Genomic DNA, 15,668 nt, shown 5'->3' with positions numbered 1-15,668 from the left:
GGGTGGGTAGCCCCCAAGTGGGGAAACGAGGGCACCGGCCCGATAGTGCCGTGGCCGCACATGCCGAGGTACCCGGCGTTGTTGAAGAAAATCACCCCGCACGTGGCGCCGGGCGTGACCGGCTCGCAATACAGCGCGCCGACCAATACGTCATTGCCTCGCGGCTCGAGCAGGCAGGCGCGGCGCCATTGATCGTGCTCGGTGCGCAGGGTGTTGAGCTGGTCGGCGATGGTGGTGCCCCTCAGCTCGGGAAACCCGCTCATCACCAGCCGTGTAGGTTCGCCGCCGGTGTGGGAGTCAATAACGTGCAGGCGCTTCATAAAACGCTCCATTCAGTGAGTGGCCGGGGACAAGGGCACAGCATGGTGAGGTTCGCTGACGGTTTCGCTTTCGTCGTTTTCATGTTCCAGGCGCACGAGGTGTGCAGGCACACCGGTGGCGGCGCCCCAGTAATAAATGCCCAAGGCGCAGACCGCGACGACCAGCGTGTCAAACGGGTGGCTGAGCACGCCGATGCCGCCAAAACTGCCGAGTTTGGAGAGCAGGATGGTCACCGCGTAGAAGCCGATCAGCCACGCCGACGAACGCACTTGCTGCTTGATATTCAGGTGCGCCGTCGGCACCCAGCGTGCGCACAGCAGGTACACCACAAACATCAGGATCTGCAGGCCGAGCAGCCACGACACGGTGCTCCAGCCGGACCAGTACACGATCAGCGCGGCGATGATGAACGACAGCGGGCCGAGCACCGCCATGCCCTTGACCCGGAACGGCCGCGTCATGCCCGGTGCATTGCGGCGCAGCGCGGCGACGGTCACCGGAGCGACGGCGTAGCTCAAGATCAACGCGGCAGATACCACGTTGATCAGCGCTTCCCAGGACGGGAACGGCAGGGTCCAGAACACCGACAAGCCAAAGGTCAGCCACAGCGCCGGGCGCGGGATGCCGGATTTTTCGTCGATACGCGTGAAGACCTTGAAGAACGTGCCGGTCTGCGCCCAGCCATACACCACGCGCGGGGTGGCGTTCATGTAGATATTGCCGCAGCCGCTGGGCGAGATCACCGCATCGGCGACCACCAGGTAGGCCAGCCAGCCTACGCCCAGTGCCAAGGCGATATCGCGATAAGGCAGCGCCAGGTCCTTGCTGATCCCGGCCCAGCCGTTGGCGAGCATCTCGGTCGGTACGCCGCCGAGGAACGCGGTTTGCAGCAGTACATAGATCGCCGTCGACAGCAGCACCGACAGGATCAATGCAATTGGAATCGTGCGTTGCGGGTTTTTCACTTCACTGGCCACCGAGATGATCGGCGTCAGGCCTAGATAAGCAAAGATCACCCCGCCAGCTGACACCGCCATCTCAATGCCCGAGAGCCCGAACGGCGCAAAACCCTGCACCTGAAAGTTCGCCGGTTTGAAGAAGGTGAACAGCACACCGATCACCAGCAGCGGCACGATGAACTTGAACACGCTTACCAAGTTGTTGGCGATGGCGAACGTCTTTACGCTGCGGTAGTTGAGGACAAAGAACAGGCACAGCAGGGCGAATTGCATCAGCCAGCCCAAGGTGGTCGGGTCGCTGGAACCGGCCTTGGTCAGCTCGGGAAACCACGCGGCGGCGTATTGGCGCGAGGCGACCACTTCAATCGCCACCAGGCTTGAAAACGCGATCAGCGTGATAAAGCCCATCAGGTAGCCCAGCAGCGGGCCGTGGGAATACACCGGGTAACGCACCACACCACCGGCACGCGGCAGGGCGGCGCCGAGTTCGCAGTAAACGATGCCCAGCAGCAGCACGGCGAAACCGCCGATCAACCAGGAAATAATGCCCGCCGGCCCGGCAATGGCCGAGACGTGGCTGGCCGCGAACAGCCAGCCCGAACCAAAGATGGCGCCCAGCCCGATAAAGGTCAGGTCCATCAGTGAAAGTTGTTTTTTGAACTTGCCTTGAGCAGACATGGCGGCGCCTTCTTGTGAGTTATTGGATAGGCAGGTAGTGGCGCTATCCTGAACCCAGCAAAGGCGATGGCGATTGATGTTTTGCGCGTGTGTGGATGACGAATTCGGCACAGTTTTTCGCGCTCGACAGCCACGCCGGCTTGGGGCAATCTGCTAAAAAAATGGGAAGACCACGCCATGTTGCCGAGCGCATTTGCGAGCCTTTTTCAGGCCAGTCGCCCCCACAACATCGAACAGCTATTGGCCGGGGTGGCGCAGCTGTTGCCGATCTTGGACGTGATCCCGAATGCCGCGATTTTTATCAAGGACATTGAGGCCCGCTACGTGCTCGCCAACCGCACGCTGGTGCAACGCTGCGGTCTCAGGCAGTTGCAACCGCTGTTGGGCAAGACCAGCGCCGAGGTGTTCCCGGCGCAACTGGGGCCGGGTTATACCGAGCAGGATCGGCGCGTATTGGAGCAGGGGTTTGTGCTCGAGGATCAGCTTGAACTGCATTTGTATGGCACTCGCGAACCCGGCTGGTGCCTGACGCACAAGTGGCCGCTGTACAGTGATGATGGCCAGATCATCGGCCTGGCGGGTATCTCGGTCGACCTGCAATCGGCCAGCGAAACCCACCCGGCGTACCAGCGCCTGGCCGCCGTGGACGAGTACATCCGCACGCATTTCAACCGACGCGTCAGCCTCGGTGAACTGACGCGCATCGCCGGAATTTCCGTGGCACAGCTGGAGCGTTACTGCAAGCGCGTGTTCCACCTCACGCCTCGGCAGATGATCCAGAAGGTGCGCCTGGAGCATGCGCATCGGTTGTTGCACACCGACCTGCCGATCACCGACGTGGCGCTGCAATGCGGCTATACCGACCATAGCGCGTTTACCCGCCAGTTCAAGGCACTGACCGGGTTTACGCCGAGGCAGTATCGGCAGGCGACGGGAGGTTCCCTTTAACGGCGGTGGCTTTTGGTTTGCACACCGTTGCAGCCAGGGTTTTGGCCTCTGCCGAGCCGATGGCGTTTCAGCAAGTTGACCACCGTCAACCAGGCAATCACCACAAGCCCATCAGATAGGCAATCACCAGCATCAGGTTAGATTCCCAGCCGCCACCGGACTTCAGGGTATCGCTGACGAACTGTGCGACCTCGGGATTGGACAGTCGAACGATAACAACGGACTGGCTTACCACCCCCACCTGTATAAACCCTGTTCCAGGTTGATTGATAAATACCGGACCGCCCGAGTCGCCATTACTGGGAAACGGTCCTCCCGCTGCCAAGACACCGATGCAAAAACTCGTCTGCGAATTCAGGCTCGGGATGAACGCTGTGCACTCAGCATCGGAGATGCGCGGCATCGAAGCCTGTTGTAACCGGTCGGCACTTGCGGGCAGTGCGGTGTCACCCCAGCCTGCGGCGATCATTGTCTTCTCGCTGTCTTCCAATCGCTGCGCACTGGCCACTCGGTGCATCGGGGCAACACCGGTGACAGCGCGCTCAAGTTGCAGCAGCGCTATATCGTAGACAAGCGCTTGCTCAAACTTGGGGTGAGAGACAATGGTTTTCACGGCCACAGTCTGTCCCTGTTGTGTGTGGCTAAGTTGGGTAGCACCGACAATGACCTCGATCTGCGAAGGCTCTGTATTGACCAGGCAGTGGGCAGCGGTGAGCACCCACGTGGGTGAGATCAGCGAGGCGCCACAACCATGGCGCTCCAGAGGGGTTGCGCCGGACGCTTTGAATTGAATCGTTGTCATGAACGGAAAACGGCCATCGGCCGCGTCAATGCCACCGACGATGGCGTGAGAGATGCAGGGGAAAGCGCTGGCGCCTAAGGTAATGGCGCTCAGTAGCCACCCTTTAGCGCTATGAAAAAGGCGATATAGAGCCGAGCGATTGGCGTTGTTGTCCATGTCAGGATCTCCTAGTGGGCTGGGTGATAGTGCGTTCTTTACGGTCAGCATGATCAATAACTAAATAACGCCATTGATCGTTAAACACGCGCAGGACACACTGCTCGACCAGTAGGGGAAACGACCTGCAAACTAAAACGACACGGCCTGCGGTCCGCCATAGCCAATCAACCTTGTGTGCAACTGACAGAACGCCGTCACCTTCAACCTGCTGTGGCCGTCGGGTCGCCAGGTGCCCCTCAGGCTGCGCGTGCGGATTGATTTTTTCAGCAGCCGAATCGGGTTTCTGTGCTGACCCTGCGCGGTTAATGCAACGAATCGCGCCCGTCGCCGCTCCTATGCTTACGAGTAACCTTTTCACGCACACAGGTAATGGGCTTATGACGGCGGCGGACAACGATCATGTGAACTGGCTGGTTGAGCAATCGATGCTGCATGCGGCGCGTCAGCGCGCCAAGCTCTATTCCGGGCAAGGGCGTCTATGGCAACAGCCGTATGCGCATACCCGCCCGCGTGATGCCTCAGCCTTGTCGTCGGTATGGTTTACGGCCTACCCAGCCTCGATTGTGACCCGTGAAAATGGCACGGTGCTTGAGGCGCTGGGGGATGAAAGCCTGTGGCACGCGCTGTCGAAGATCGGCATCCAAGGCATTCACAACGGTCCGCTGAAAAAGTCCGGCGGGCTTTGCGGCACGCGGCATACGCCGACCATCGACGGCAATTTCGACCGCATCAGTTTTGAAATCGACCCGCAACTGGGGACCGAGGCGCAGTTGCAGGCGCTGACACGCATGGCGGCTGCGCACAATGCGGTGATCATCGATGATGTGATCCCATCGCATACCGGTAAGGGCGCCGATTTTCGCCTGGCCGAGATGGCGTATGAGGACTACCCCGGGCTCTACCACATGGTCGAAATCCGCGAGGAAGACTGGCCGTTGTTGCCCGATGTCGCCGAGGGCCGTGACGCACAGAACCTCGGCCCGCTGCAGGTGGACGCGCTGCGCGACAAGCATTACATCGTTGGCCAGTTACAGCGGGTGATCTTCTTCGAGCCTGGCGTAAAGGAAACCGACTGGAGCGCGACGCCGGTGGTCATGGGGGTGGATGGCAAGCCGCGGCGCTGGGTCTACTTGCATTACTTCAAGGAAGGCCAGCCGTCGCTGAATTGGCTGGACCCTTCGTTTGCCGCGCAACAAATGATTATTGGCGACGCCTTGCATGCGATTGATGTGATGGGCGCCAAGATTCTACGCCTGGACGCCAACGGCTTCCTCGGTGTGGAGCGCAAACTGGATGGCACGGCCTGGTCGGAAAGCCATCCGCTGTCGATCACCGGCAACCAGTTGCTCGGCGGTGCGATTCGCAAGGCCGGTGGGTTCAGTTTTCAAGAGTTGAACCTCACCGTCGACGATATCGCCGCGATGTCTCACGGCGGCGCCGACCTGTCCTATGATTTCATCACGCGCCCAGCCTATCAGCACGCATTGCTGATGGGCGACACCGAGTTCCTGCGCCTGATGCTGCGCGAGATGCACAGCCAGGGCATTGACCCGGGTTCGCTGATCCATGCGTTGCAGAATCACGATGAGTTGACCCTGGAACTGGTGCATTTCTGGACCTTGCATGCCCACGACAGTTACCTCTTCCAGGGGCAGACCTTCCCCGGCAACATCCTGCGCGAGCATATCCGCGAGCAGATGTACGAACGCTTGGCCGGCGAGCATGCGCCGTATAACCTCAAATTTGTCACCAATGGCGTGTCTTGCACCACCGCCAGCATCATCACGGCCGCCCTGGGCATTCGCGACCTTGAGGCGATTACACCGACTGATATCGAGCAGATCCGCCAGATCCATTTGCTGTTGGTGATGTACAACGCCATGCAGCCTGGGGTGTTTGCCTTGTCGGGCTGGGATTTGGTCGGTGCGCTGCCGCTGGCCGCCGATGAAGTCGCGCACTTGATGGTCGATGGCGATACCCGCTGGGTGCATCGCGGGGCCTACGACTTGGTGGACCTGAACCCGGATGCCGAGCGATCGGCTGGGCAGATGCCACGCTCGAAAACCTTGTACGGCAGCCTCAACAGCCAGTTGCAGGACCCGGAGTCGTTTGCCTCGCAACTGCAAAAAATTCTTGCGGTGCGCAGTGCCTACGGGATCGCCGCCAGCCGGCAGATTCTGGTGCCGGATGTCGAACATCCAGGCTTGCTGATCATGGTTCACGAATTGCCGGCCGGGAAGGGCACGCAGATTACCGCGCTTAACTTCGGCGCCACAGCGATCACCGAGACCTTGCACCTGCCCAATATCGCACCGGGGCCGGTGGTGGACATCATCAATGAACGGGTGGAGGGCGATCTCACCGCCGAGGGCGAGTTCACCATCACATTGGATGCGTATGAGGGGCTGGCGTTGCGCGTGGTCAGCCATTCGCCGATGCTTTGAGGGCCGTGTGGTAAGGCACCGCTTGAAGGGTGAACTGCAGTACGCGCCGAGCGGGTGACACAAAGCACTGAAAAAGGGGCGACTCACAATGAGTCGCCCCTTGTTTATTGGGCCTTCAGCGCTTGCAAAAACGCGGTGTGTTGCAGCGTTTGCGAGAACATCGGCAGCGTAAACTGCTCGGCTGCGTGCTGTTGTTCATCACTGAACGTCGCGGTGCAGTCGGTCAATGTGACCACGTCGTAACCTTTTTCATAACCCGAGCGGACGGTGCCTTCGACGCAGCAGTTAGTCAGAAAGCCTGCGACGACCAGGTTCTTGATGCCATTGTTACGCAGCACCAGGTCCAGGCCGGTGCTGGCAAACCCATCCAGCCCACGTTTGCCCTCAACGACGATGTCTGCGGCCTCACGTGTCAGAGCATCGGTAATCTCAGCGCCCCAGCGGCCGGCGCGAAAGGCGTTGCCGTCGGCGACGCCTTTGAGGATGCCGTAGGCGCGCAGGGTCAGCTCAGGGTAACCGTCGGCAAACTGGATCGGTAAATGGATAATCTTCACGCCAAGCTTGCGTGCTTGCGAGATGGTGGTGGCGGTGTTCGCCAGCATGTTGGTCTTTTGCATGACGTCTTTCACCGCATCATGGAAGACCCCGCCGGGAGTGGTGAAGTCGTTCTGGTATTCGATCAAAACAATCGCGGTGGTGTGCGGGTCCATGGTAGCTCTCCGATAAATAGGATTTATTCGTCATCACACGGCGTTGCGCCTGTGAACCTTAGCTGATTGCATCACCTCGGCCGCATCAGGCCTTTAATCGTAGATCAATCAAAGGTGCGTGGCGGTATTTTTCACTGGAACTAAGGCACCACGAAAAACCGCTTACGAATGTCCGAATTTCTATGGGAAGCAGGTGTGAGCATCGGTGCGAGATTGAAGGTGGAGCGGGTGAGGCTCGGTTTTTCGCACGCTGCGATTGGACACATCGGTGGCGTGGCAATAAACGCTCAGGGACGCTATGACAACGGGATCAGATTTGCGCGTGCCGATTATTTGGCAAACGTGGCGCAGGCATTGGACAGCGCATCCGAATGCCTGGAAAAGGCGAAGGAACTGATTCACTGACAGCGCTCAACGCCAGGCTTATACGCTGCAATGGAGCAACCGGTGAAGGGTGCAGAGTAGGGGCCGACAGTGAGATTATCACTTCGCGTCGTGGAAAATAATCCCGAGCGTTCTGCGCTCACCACGATGCAGGCGACTTACGCCGTGACGCACACTCACTCGGCAGAACCCTCGTGTGGCGCGCGCCGGGCGGCTGTTCACCGCAAATACCAATGCCTGGCCTTGTTCCAGGCGGATGACTTCAGCCCGGCCCGGCTTGTTGGGGCCCGTCTGGGTCAGGACGAACTCGCCGCCGTCGAAGTCCAGCCCTGGCTGGTCCAGAAGGAACACGACCTGGAAGGGAAATACCTGCTCGCCGTACAGGTCTTGGTGCAGGCACGTGTAGTCATTTTCCCGGTAGCGCAGCATCAACGGCGTGGGTCTGCACTGGCCTGCCTGATGACAGCGGTGTTTGAACTCGCTGTGGGTTTGCGGGAACCGCTCACTGATCTTCAGCGCCGAATGCCAACGGTTGGCGAGCGGCGCAAGCTGTCGGTACAGACGAGTTCGAAGGTCTTCGACGATTTCCGGCAGGGGATAGCTGAAGTATTGGTATTCGCCCCGGCCAAACGCGTAGCGCTCCATGACAATACGGCTGCGAAAGCGCTGTTCATCTGCGTAGAGCGCCGCCAACTGTTGGCAGGTTTGCCGAGTCAGCAACCGCGGGAGCAGGGCAAAACCGTGGTTCATCAACGCGACATCAACCGCTGGCCAATTGATGCTCTCTACGTCAGTTTGAATGTTCATAAGGCAGCCTGAGTTTTCCATTGACGATATTCGACTGGCATACACGCCGCACAAGGACGATATCCCGCCGCGACGGCGCAGGCTTGGTCGAGAAAAAATACGCGGTTTTTCACATAGCCTCCGCGAGCGATAGCCTGCAGCGCTGCGCGACAATCAAGTGTGCCGTAGCGTTTGCCGCGACGGTGGCCACCGAACGCAGCGGCCTGCAGGCTCGGGTAGCGTGTGCCGTCGCTGCCCATCAGCATCCACACGTGTTTAGCCGTCATGACCTGGCCCTGGGGCAAAATGAAAACTGAGCACAAACCCCAGTCGCTCACCGCTTGTGACCCGGCTGATGGCATGTTTCATATTGACGCGGTAGTAGCCCTTGCTGCCTTTAAACGGACGCTGAGCCGTGGCGATGATTGCGATATCGCCGCGCTGCAACGGCACCACCATCGGGCGTGATTGCATCCGGGGTCGCTGCTCTATAAGAACAAATTCTCCGCCGGTGAAGTCTTTGCCGGGGGACGACAGCACCGCCACCAATTGAAGCGCAAACACATGCTCGCCATCAGCGTCTTGTCGAATCTGCAGCGAGTCATCCTCACGTAAGCACATGAGCTGAGAGCGTTCCCGCCGCTGCCCAGCCGCCAAGCATTGTGCTTGAAACTGGTGGAGTTGCGGCGGGTAACGATAAGGCAATTGAAGTAGCGGGTTCCACTGGTTGGAGATCCGCGCCAGGTAGGGATAAAACCCATGCCTGAGGCTGTCGAAGGTTGCACCCCAGTCACGCTCAAGCAGATCGAGCGGCTCAAGAAAACCGTCCAGGACTGCAAAGCCGTCTTGGTCGAGTTGCGAGCGGATGTTTTGCCAGTCAAGGCACTCGATGGCGTGGGGGATGCTGGTCATGGTGGCCTCAGTCACTGTGCATATGAGCCAGTTTAGGAAGCCATTGAGTCGCGGACACTCCGGTTCTTGCGCTGGAAATCGTCCATTTACACGCCCGCTGACACAGGACTTGTAAGCGTTTAGCGCCACGCCCAACGCGAGGCGTCTCGCGGCAGTAGCTTTGTGAGATCGATGTGAAAAGCGTGTGACTTCACGCGTGCAGTAGACAACGGGTGATCACCCTCCAGTGGTTCCCCTGCTTGGTTCAGGTTTAAGTCAGGCGGCTTTAGTCATCCACTGTAAACGTCACCCAGCCAGGGCCGTCGGCTGATTTTTCAATGTCGGCGATCACACCCCCCACCGACGAGCCGTCCGGCAGGTTGACCACGACAACGTTGGGGTGGCCGGGCCATTGAAGCGGCGTGTCGAAGTTCAAGCGCGCGATCGTCGGCTTGCCGCCGCTGGTGAGTTGAATATTGACCGACTCGTTGAGGTGTTCATCCGATTGTGTTCCTACGTGACGAGAGGCCGTGATAACACTGGCAATACCCTGATAAGCGTAAGACATGGTGACTGACCTTTTTGGGTGGGCCGCGGATTCGTCCGCGTAGACTGTATGGCGAACGCAACGCGTGCATTGCGCGTGTTCAGTGGGCTATTTGGATAGAGACTCCCGCCTTTGTATCGTTCCATCGAAGTGACCGAAAGGCCTCGCCTCGCTGCCAGGCATCCCCCCCGGCGTTACTGTTTAAATCACGGCGGCCTTGTCCTCCGCCGTTGTTCGCCTGCGCCTTAAGATTGTTTAAACCTTCTGCATAAGGGCCGTGTCGATAGCTGTAGACACTTTGCCAGGTAGAGGGAACGTCAATGATAGGGATAGTAATACCTGCCCATAACGAAGAGCGGCATATCAGCGCCTGCCTCGCCTCCGTGCAACGCGCCATTGAACATCCGGATCTGCAACATCAACAGGTCAAGGTGCTGATTGTGCTCGACGATTGTTCGGACCCCACGGCCGCACGGGTGTCGGCCATGGGCATTGCAATGCTTGAGGTGTGCTTTCGAAATGTGGGTAAGGCCCGGGACGTGGGCGCGCAGCAATTACTCGAGGAGGGCGCGCAATGGCTCGCCTTTACTGACGCGGACACTGTGGTGCCTGCGGATTGGCTGGTGCGTCAAATCGAGTTTGGCGCCGATGCGGTGTGTGGCACGGTCGAGGTGGACAGTTGGAGTGAGTACGGTGAGTCGGTGCGTTCGCGCTACCTTGAGTTGTACCAGTTCACCGAGAACCACCGCCATATTCACGCTGCCAACATGGGCCTGAGTGCCGATGCTTACCGCAACGCGGGCGGGTTCCAGCACCTGGTTGCACATGAGGACGTGCGGCTCGTAGCCGACCTCGAGAGGATCGGTGCGCGAATTGTCTGGACGGCGACCAATCCTGTGGTCACCAGCGCACGACGGGACTACAAGTGCCGGGGTGGGTTTGGCGAGTACCTGGCATCCCTTGTTGCGGGTACTGGACACCCCCCAACTGAGGCCAGCGTCAGCTCAAACGTTACACTTGGAACCGGCTGACGCGTGGCCTTATCGATGGGCTGCACTGGCTGGCGACGCTCGTGACCGTGATCTCGGCTTGGTTCATCGGGTCGCAACGACCTCGCCGTCGCATGCGCGCTGAGCGGGTTCAGAAGGCGTACGCCATTGGGCCTGCACGTCGGTCTGACACGGGCTGAACCGTCTGCACCCCCCATCGTTCACGAATGACTCGCTGACACAAGATTGATCTCGATCAGGCGATCTTCCGCGCGCGCCCTCTAACCTTGTGCTTCCATCAAAGGCCAAGGACGGCTCAATGAGCACCTGTGGTCGCGCATTCTCAAGGAAGAGTCAGCTATGCGGTCATTGAAGATCATCTTGTTATCGTCGGCGTTCAACGGTTTGACCCAGCGGGCCTGGCTGGATTTACGCCAGTCGGGTCATGCTCCCAGCGTTGTGCTGTTCACTGATCAAGCCACGGTCTGTCGACAGATCGAGGATTGCGACGCGGACCTGGTGATCTGCCCATTTCTCAAGGACCGCGTGCCTCAGCAGTTGTGGAGCAATCCCGCGCGCCCGCTGGTGATCATTCATCCGGGGATTGTCGGCGACCGTGGTGCCAGCGCGTTGGACTGGGCGATCACCCAGCAGGTCAGCCGCTGGGGCGTGACCGCCTTGCAGGCGGTGGAAGAAATGGACGCCGGGCCGATCTGGTCAACCTGTGAATTCGACATGCCTGCCGACGTGCGCAAATCCGAGTTGTACAACGGGCCGGTGAGCGACGCCGCCATCGAGTGCATCCGCGACGTGGTGGAAAAATTCGCCAAGGGTTTCGTTCCGGTGCCGCTCGATTACACGCAACCTAACGTCATTGGGCGTTTGCAGCCGAACATGAGCCAGGCTGAACGCACCTTCAGTTGGTACGATTGCGCACGTTTCATCAAACGCAGCATCGACGCCGCCGATGGCCAGCCGGGTGTGTTGGCAAGCATCCAAGGCGCTCAGTATTACTTGTACGACGCGCACCTGGATTCACGCCACGGAACGCCAGGGGACATCCTCGCAGTGCAGGACGACGCGGTGTTGGTGGCAGCGGGCGATCGCAGCCTGTGGATCGGCTCGCTCAAACGCAAAGCCCAGCCAGGCGAAGAGACCTTCAAGCTACCGGCACGCTACGTGCTGGCTGAAAAATTGGCCGGTATCCCTGTGCTGGATGGCTCGATCGCCAGCCAAACGTTCAACGAACAGGCCTATCAACCGATTCGCTATCGCGAATGCGGTCACGTCGGTGAACTGACGTTCGAGTTCTACAACGGCGCTATGAGCACCGAACAGTGCCAGCGCCTGGTGGCGGCGTTGCGCTGGGCCAAGGCGCGTGAGACGCAGGTATTGCTGATCAAGGGCGGGCGCGCCAGCTTCTCCAATGGCGTGCACCTCAACGTCATCCAGGCCGCCAAGGTGCCGGGGCTGGAAGCCTGGGCCAACATCCAGGCCATCGACGATGTGTGCCAGGAACTGCTCACGGCCCGGCAACTGGTGATCAGCGGCCTGACCGGCAGCGCCGGTGCCGGCGGCGTCATGTTGGCGCTGGCAGCCGACAGGGTGTTTGCCCGCGCAGGTGTTGTACTCAACCCCCATTACAAAACCATGGGGCTGTACGGCTCCGAATACTGGACCTACAGCCTGCCGCGTGCCGTCGGCAGTGAAGTCGCGCATAAACTCACCGAAGAATGCCTGCCGATCAGCGCCTTGCAGGCCCAGCAATATGGGATGATCCAGGGCATCGGCCCCCGTTGCCCGCACGCATTCAGCCAGTGGCTTATGCAACAGGCCAGCAGCGCGTTGGACGATGAAAACTACGTCCTCACGCGTGCCCGTAAAGCCACCCTGGACCTTGAACAGGTCAAACGCTGCCGGGAACACGAGTTGGCACAGATGCAGTTGGACATGGTGCACAACCGCCAGCAGTTCGCCGAGAAGTGCCGCAATTTTGTACTCAAGCGCAAAACCTGCCAGACCCCGCAGCGGTTGATGGCGCCGTGGGCAGTGGCGCGTGAAGCTGCCTCGATTGATGAGTAGGTTCGCAGGGTTCGCTGGCCCGCAGGGACCTAAGGCCGGGTGCATCCTTTCAACCCCCCCCCAAGCATGCCCTCCATGGTGGGTGGAAAGGCAAAAATGATCAGATGAACAGCCTATTCGACGATGGCTAAAGACTCTCAGGGTCCCCGAAAAACATCTGAATCCGCGACCGCAACCAACGTTCCCCTGGGTCATTATCCTGCGACCCACGCCACGCCATGTGCAATTCGAACGACCGTACCGGCAACGGCGGGTCCTCCGCTCGTAAGCCACCGGCCGAGGTCAGCGCCTCGGCCGCATAGTCCGGCACGGTCGCCAGAATATCGGTGCCAGCCAGCAACGTGCCCAGCCCGTTGAATTGCGGTACGGCTAACACTACGTGGCGCTTGCGATCGAGTTTTTCCAGCTCTTCGTCGATAAACCCGCTCAGGTCGCCGGCGAACGACACCAGGGCGTGGGGGCGGGCGCAGAAGTCGTCCAGGCTCAGTGAGCCGGGTACGGTGTCGGCGCGCAGTAGTTTCGGCAGGCTGCGGCGCAGCACCTTGCGTTTGGCGTTGGCCGGCAGGTCGGCGGTGTAGCTGACGCCGATGGATATTTCTCCTGAAGCCAGAAGACCTGGCATCAGGATGTAGTTGACGCGGCGCACCACTAGCACGATGCCGGGGGCTTCGGCGCGCAGGCGTTTGAGCAGTTGCGGCAGCAGGGCGAATTCGACGTCGTCAGACAGGCCGATACGGAACACGGCCGTACTGGTGGCCGGGTCGAATTCGGCGGCGCGGCTGACGGCGGTGGAAATCGAGTCCAAGGCCGGGGAGAGCAGGGCGAAGATTTCCACGGCGCGTGCCGACGGCTCCATGCTGCGCCCGGTGCGCACAAACAGCGGGTCATCGAACAGCCCGCGCAGGCGCGACAGGGCCGCACTGATGGCCGGCTGGCCGAGGAACAGCTTCTCGGCGGCGCGGGTCACGCTGCGCTCATGCATCAAGGTTTCGAATACGATCAAGAGGTTAAGGTCGACACGACGCAGGTCGTTACGGTTCATCTTGTGTCCTGGAAGAGTCAGCAAGCTTGACGAGAGCGGCCACATGTAAACAATGACCGGCATGAATCTTACGGGGAAAGGCTGGTACTCTGCACAAGATAATTGAGTTTTCCTACAAGGGCTGAGGTCAATACCTCAGTTGCGGAATCAATGACAGACATGTCGACTATTAACGGCGACCGATGGCCTTACCCGGAAAGCCCAGATAGAGTTCATGGCATTAGAGGTTACTTTGACGAGGTTTGCGATGTCCCGCACGATCCGTTTTCACAAGTTTGGTCCGGCCGAGGTGCTCAAGTGCGAAGAGCATGTAGCCGCGCAGCCCGCACCGGGCGAAGTGCAGGTGCGTGTCGACGCGATTGGCATCAGTTGGTATGACATTCTGTGGCGCCAGAACCTGGCGTCTTCCCATGCTCGTCTGCCGTCCGGCCTTGGCCATGAGATGGCGGGGGTGGTTGTAGCCCTCGGCGACGGCGTGGATGACTTGGCAGTGGGCGATAAAGTGGCCAGTTTTCCGGCCGAGAGCCCCAATGATTATCCGGTGTATGGCGAACAGATCGTCCTGCCTCGTTCGGCCTTGACCCGCTATCCGGATGTCTTGAGCCCGATTGAAGCCAGCGTGCATTACACGCCGTTGTTGGTTGCCTATTTTGCTTACGTCGACCTGGCGCGGGTCAAACCCGGTCAATTTGCCTTGGTCACCGACGCCAGCCACTGCGCTGGCCCCTCGTTCGTGCAACTGGGTAAGGCCCTGGGTGTGCGGGTGATTGCCGCCACCAAGGACAGCGCGGAGCGCGAGTACCTGCTGTCCCTCGGGGCGGAAAAGGTGATCGTCACCGAAGAGCAGGATTTGCTCATGCAGATCAACAAGTTCACCGATAACCGCGGTGTGGATGTGGTGTTCGATGGCTTGGGTGGCCCGCAGATGTCGTTGCTCGGCGATGTACTGGCGCCGCGTGGCAGCTTGGTGCTTTACGGCCTGCAAGGTGGCAACCAGACGCCATTTCCGGCTTGTGCCGCGTTCCAGAAGAACATTCAGTTCTTTGTGCACTGCATCGGCAACTTCACCGGCAAGCCGGAGCTGGGCATCGTTCAGGACCATGTTGCGTTGCAACGCGCCTTGCGTGACATCAACCAACTGACGGCCGATCGTGTGCTGCTACCGCTGAAAACCACGGTGTTTCCGTTCAATCAGTTCGTGGAAGCGCACCGTTATATGGACGAATGTCCGTGCCGTGAGCGCGTAGCATTGCAGGTTGAAGCTGTTTGAAGTGTAGGAATATTCGCAAAGGAGTATTCCAAACCCCGGGCGCATGGGGCAAATGCGCCATTTGACAGGGCTTAACCTGCGGGTTGCCTGACGCGAAAAATAGCCGCTCGGTCCTGTAAACGATACCTTTCTCCCTGACGCCGCCCTGAATTTCAGCGCGGCGTCGTTGTGTCTGCGTTATTCGCGTAATGCCTGCGGATCATCTGAACGGGTTTTCGACCAAGTTCTGTATCTGTTAATCATAATTCCAGTCCTGATAATTGAGCCCTCACTTTCAACTCAAGGACTGAGTAATGATTGGATTATTGATACGGCTGCCGGCACTTTTTGCAACTAAGCGTTCAACCTCTGCCTGTGCTCGAGGATGGGGGACTTCCAAGAAGGATTTCAAGCAGCGCGAAAGCGAGGCTGGCTATTTGTCAGATTTTATTTGTCAGGCAAATCTTTTATTTTCAGGTTAAAGGGGTGTAGGAAGTTGTCGGAATATTCCTAGGGGTGACGCTGTTATCTGTCTGGACGCTTGGTGCACGGGCGTTAGCCGGCATGAGTGCTCCAGGAACACCACGTACTCAGCCCCTGCCAATTTGTTGCAGGGTGCTAGTGTGCACGGTATGCAGGCGACATTCTTACAGAGGCAATAGATCAATCAACTGCCC

Annotated in this window: 16 protein-coding genes; 7 read left to right on the top strand and 9 right to left on the bottom strand. The window is 59.3% G+C overall.

Annotated features, from left to right (window positions below; genetic code table 11):
• Together E0F99_RS19065 and E0F99_RS19060 are read right to left on the bottom strand one after the other, a co-directional pair.
• The coding region (locus E0F99_RS19065) for a proline racemase family protein (protein WP_207303088.1) at nucleotides 1-320 on the bottom strand (320 nt) is incomplete at its 3' end.
• Nucleotides 321-332: 12 nt separating this feature from the next.
• Entirely contained in the window at nucleotides 333-1,958 is a 1,626-nt protein-coding gene (locus tag E0F99_RS19060) for an APC family permease (RefSeq protein ID WP_083358514.1), read from the bottom strand.
• 177 nt (nucleotides 1,959-2,135) lie between these two features.
• On the opposite strand from E0F99_RS19060, the gene E0F99_RS19055 reads away from it, so the two are divergent.
• Nucleotides 2,136-2,906, top strand: coding sequence for an AraC family transcriptional regulator (locus E0F99_RS19055; protein WP_083358513.1), 771 nt, complete (start codon nucleotides 2,136-2,138; stop codon nucleotides 2,904-2,906).
• Between the two features lie 97 nt (nucleotides 2,907-3,003).
• Here the strand turns inward: E0F99_RS19055 and E0F99_RS19050 are convergent, their stop codons facing one another.
• Nucleotides 3,004-3,864, bottom strand: coding sequence for a S1 family peptidase (locus tag E0F99_RS19050; protein ID WP_162276189.1), 861 nt, complete (start codon nucleotides 3,862-3,864; stop codon nucleotides 3,004-3,006).
• A gap of 380 nt (nucleotides 3,865-4,244) precedes the next feature.
• Here E0F99_RS19050 and treS point away from each other — a divergent pair, with 380 nt between their 5' ends.
• Nucleotides 4,245-6,311, top strand: a complete 2,067-nt coding sequence (treS, locus tag E0F99_RS19045; RefSeq protein ID WP_083358511.1) for a maltose alpha-D-glucosyltransferase — start codon at nucleotides 4,245-4,247, stop codon at nucleotides 6,309-6,311.
• Between the two features lie 104 nt (nucleotides 6,312-6,415).
• On the opposite strand, the gene E0F99_RS19040 is transcribed toward treS, so the two are convergent.
• A complete protein-coding gene (locus E0F99_RS19040; protein ID WP_083358510.1) occupies nucleotides 6,416-7,021 on the bottom strand; it encodes a cysteine hydrolase family protein in 606 nt (201 codons plus the stop codon).
• Nucleotides 7,022-7,189: 168 nt separating this feature from the next.
• Here E0F99_RS19040 and E0F99_RS19035 point away from each other — a divergent pair, with 168 nt between their 5' ends.
• On the top strand, nucleotides 7,190-7,426 hold the full coding sequence (locus tag E0F99_RS19035; protein ID WP_232000065.1) for an XRE family transcriptional regulator: 237 nt from the start codon (nucleotides 7,190-7,192) through the stop codon (nucleotides 7,424-7,426).
• A 78-nt stretch (nucleotides 7,427-7,504) separates the two neighbouring features.
• On the opposite strand, the gene E0F99_RS19030 is transcribed toward E0F99_RS19035, so the two are convergent.
• From E0F99_RS19030 to E0F99_RS19015, 4 genes are all read right to left on the bottom strand, one after another.
• The gene (locus E0F99_RS19030) at nucleotides 7,505-8,212 is read right to left on the bottom strand and encodes a 2OG-Fe(II) oxygenase (RefSeq protein ID WP_197679965.1); all 708 of its coding nucleotides are present in this window, start codon (nucleotides 8,210-8,212) and stop codon (nucleotides 7,505-7,507) included.
• A complete protein-coding gene (locus tag E0F99_RS19025) occupies nucleotides 8,209-8,478 on the bottom strand; it encodes an Ada metal-binding domain-containing protein (RefSeq protein WP_083358508.1) in 270 nt (89 codons plus the stop codon). The genes E0F99_RS19030 and E0F99_RS19025 overlap by 4 nt, the downstream gene beginning before the upstream one ends.
• A complete protein-coding gene (locus tag E0F99_RS19020; protein WP_083358507.1) occupies nucleotides 8,468-9,103 on the bottom strand; it encodes a 2OG-Fe(II) oxygenase in 636 nt (211 codons plus the stop codon). The genes E0F99_RS19025 and E0F99_RS19020 overlap by 11 nt, the downstream gene beginning before the upstream one ends.
• Before the next feature lie 265 nt (nucleotides 9,104-9,368).
• Nucleotides 9,369-9,650 (bottom strand): hypothetical protein, encoded by a 282-nt coding sequence (locus E0F99_RS19015; RefSeq protein ID WP_083358506.1) that lies wholly within the window; start codon nucleotides 9,648-9,650, stop codon nucleotides 9,369-9,371.
• A 299-nt stretch (nucleotides 9,651-9,949) separates the two neighbouring features.
• Here E0F99_RS19015 and E0F99_RS19010 point away from each other — a divergent pair, with 299 nt between their 5' ends.
• Together E0F99_RS19010 and E0F99_RS19005 are read left to right on the top strand one after the other, a co-directional pair.
• Nucleotides 9,950-10,660 (top strand): glycosyltransferase family 2 protein, encoded by a 711-nt coding sequence (locus E0F99_RS19010; RefSeq protein WP_083358505.1) that lies wholly within the window; start codon nucleotides 9,950-9,952, stop codon nucleotides 10,658-10,660.
• Between the two features lie 318 nt (nucleotides 10,661-10,978).
• The gene (locus E0F99_RS19005) at nucleotides 10,979-12,700 is read left to right on the top strand and encodes a hydrogenase maturation protein (protein ID WP_083358504.1); all 1,722 of its coding nucleotides are present in this window, start codon (nucleotides 10,979-10,981) and stop codon (nucleotides 12,698-12,700) included.
• A 127-nt stretch (nucleotides 12,701-12,827) separates the two neighbouring features.
• Here E0F99_RS19005 and E0F99_RS19000 read toward each other — a convergent pair whose 3' ends face one another.
• Complete coding sequence (locus tag E0F99_RS19000; RefSeq protein ID WP_083358503.1) at nucleotides 12,828-13,742, bottom strand: LysR family transcriptional regulator; 915 nt, start codon at nucleotides 13,740-13,742, stop codon at nucleotides 12,828-12,830.
• Between the two features lie 247 nt (nucleotides 13,743-13,989).
• Here E0F99_RS19000 and E0F99_RS18995 point away from each other — a divergent pair, with 247 nt between their 5' ends.
• Nucleotides 13,990-15,012 (top strand): zinc-dependent alcohol dehydrogenase family protein, encoded by a 1,023-nt coding sequence (locus tag E0F99_RS18995; protein WP_083358502.1) that lies wholly within the window; start codon nucleotides 13,990-13,992, stop codon nucleotides 15,010-15,012.
• Nucleotides 15,013-15,305: 293 nt separating this feature from the next.
• Complete coding sequence (locus tag E0F99_RS30050; protein WP_156795347.1) at nucleotides 15,306-15,473, top strand: hypothetical protein; 168 nt, start codon at nucleotides 15,306-15,308, stop codon at nucleotides 15,471-15,473.
• Nucleotides 15,474-15,668 lie beyond the last annotated feature (195 nt).

It is taken from the genome of Pseudomonas antarctica (assembly GCF_900624995.1).
Classification (GTDB): domain Bacteria; phylum Pseudomonadota; class Gammaproteobacteria; order Pseudomonadales; family Pseudomonadaceae; genus Aquipseudomonas; species Aquipseudomonas antarctica.
The sequence above is the reverse complement of the archived record's forward strand: the minus strand, read 5'-3'. Positions and strand labels throughout refer to the sequence as shown.